This window comes from Phocaeicola sp. RTP21198st1_B8_RTP21198_201120, from assembly GCF_040929485.1.
Classification (GTDB): domain Bacteria; phylum Bacteroidota; class Bacteroidia; order Bacteroidales; family Bacteroidaceae; genus Phocaeicola; species Phocaeicola dorei.
The window spans coordinates 1,033-3,201 of record NZ_JBCOCI010000172.1 but is presented as its reverse complement, the minus strand read 5'-3'; the positions used below and the strand labels follow the sequence as shown (position 1 = coordinate 3,201).

Genomic DNA, 2,169 nt, shown 5'->3' with positions numbered 1-2,169 from the left:
ATACTATTCAATAAATCTACCTTTCCTTCATTAACCAACTTCAAAATCAACTCACCGAAAAGAGTATTCTGCCAGGCAAACCATGCACGGGTAAATTTCTTCGGATTATCCTTATGGAAAGATTCGTGCATAAAACCGGTACCGGCATCCGTGTCCATCAACATCTTGATACAGGTTTTGATTTCGGCATCATTCTGACTTGTGAAGGCTTTCATCATAATACTCATCGGCCACACCATATCGTAACCGATATGCGGTCCGCCGATCCCTTCGCCTGCCTTGCCTTTAAAGAAATAAGGATTGTCCTCACTCCACACAAAACGGCGGGTATTCTGATAAATCGGATCGTTTACATTCACATCACCCAGATAAGGCATCGCAAGCAAACTCGGCACATTGGCATCGTCCATCAGATGATGGTTTCCAAAACCATCTACCTCGAATGCATAGATTTTACCATATTTAGGTTGATTATACACCGCATATTTCTTTAAAGCTGTTTCCACCTCCTGCGCCAAGTCCTTACATTCTTTAGACAAAGCTGTCTTCTTGTTTACCTTCTCCAAAATCTCGGCTGCCTTACGCAAAGAAGATACGGCAAAGAAATTGGAAGGAACCAGGAATTGAAGCGTAGTAGCATCGTCCGAAGGACGGAAACTGGAAACAATCAAACCGACAGGTTTCACCGGTGCTCCCAGACCGTCATTGCTCACAGTATCCAGTGCACGTTCCGTCTTACGTTGGAATTTATAAGGACCTACTCCGTCTTTGCGTTGTTGCTCTTTGAATGTTTTCAGTACATTAATGATTGCCTGAATCCATTCTTCGTTGAATATGCTTGCATCTCCGGTAGTCTTCCAGTAATGATAAGCCAAACGCAACGGATAACACAAGGAGTCTATTTCCCATTTACGTTCGTGCAACTCCGGTTTCATGTCTGTAAGGTCACTCATCCAATGACCGTCAGGAATAGCGCCGTCATTAAAAGCGTTCGCGTACGGATCGATATTGATACATTTGAACTGGCGGAGAATAACACCTGCCAGCATTTCTTTCAGTTCAGGATCCGCATTAGCTAATTGCACGTAAGGCCATACCTGTGCACCGGAGTCGCGAAGCCACATGGCGTGAATATCGCCCGTATATACGAACGTATCCGGTTTGCCATCGCTTCCCTTACGGAAATGTACGGTTGTATCCAGTGTATTCGGGAAACAGTTGGTAAACATCCATGCCAACTTCGCATTCTTCAAAAGTTTCTGTACACGAAGAATCTCCTTCTCTACCGCATTGGAACGGAACAAACGATTGGATATTTCCGGGCGGTTATCTTTCTGAATAGCATCCGCCAGACATACATGCATTTCCGTCATACGGTTGGAGGCTTGCAGCTCCCCGCCACAGAGAAGCATACCTGCCAGCATACCTGCGCTGATATATTTGATCTGTTTCTTCATGATTACTTCTTCTTTTTAAATTCGTTAGAGAAAGAATAAGGGAAATCGGTCTCTTTGGTACCACGTTGCTGATTGGGGTTCGCATCCATCTTGAAAGAAATGCTAGCGCCATTCAACAAATCCTGATGAGTCAGATAGTTTTTGGTATATTCTTTACCGTTCAATTTCATCGACGAAATGTAACGTTTATCGTCTCCGTTATTCGGAGCAGAGATAGTCACCGTCTTTCCGTTTTCCAGATGCAACTTCATCTCCTTGAAGTAGGGAGTACCCAAAACATATTCATCCGTACCCGGACATACCGGATAGAATCCCATTGCCGAGAATACATACCAGGCAGAAGTCTGGCCGTTGTCCTCATCACCGCAATAACCGTCGGGAGCAGGGGTATAAAGTTTGTCCATCACTTCACGAATCCAATGTTGCGCTTTCCAGGGTTGGCCGGAATAGTTGTACATATAAAGCATGTGCTGAATCGGCTGGTTGCCATGTGCATAGTTACCCATATTCATAATCTGCATTTCACGGATTTCATGAATAACGGCTCCATAATAACTTTCATCAAAAATCGGAGGCAGGATAAATACAGAATCCATCATCTGGTTGAATCCGTCTTTACCACCCATCAGGTCGATCAGACCTTGAGGATCATGGAATACCGACCAGGTATAATGCCAGCTATTGCCTTCCGTAAAGGCATCCCCCCACTTCA

Annotated in this window: 2 protein-coding genes; both read right to left on the bottom strand. The window is 44.5% G+C overall.

Going from position 1 to position 2,169, the window contains the following annotated elements:
- The coding region (locus AB5935_RS24050; RefSeq protein WP_368327662.1) for a glycoside hydrolase family 125 protein at positions 1 to 1,412 on the bottom strand (1,412 nt) is incomplete at its 3' end.
- A gap of 47 nt (positions 1,413 to 1,459) precedes the next feature.
- A partial coding sequence (locus AB5935_RS24045; RefSeq protein WP_368327661.1) for a GH92 family glycosyl hydrolase occupies positions 1,460 to 2,169 on the bottom strand: 710 nt, incomplete at its 5' end.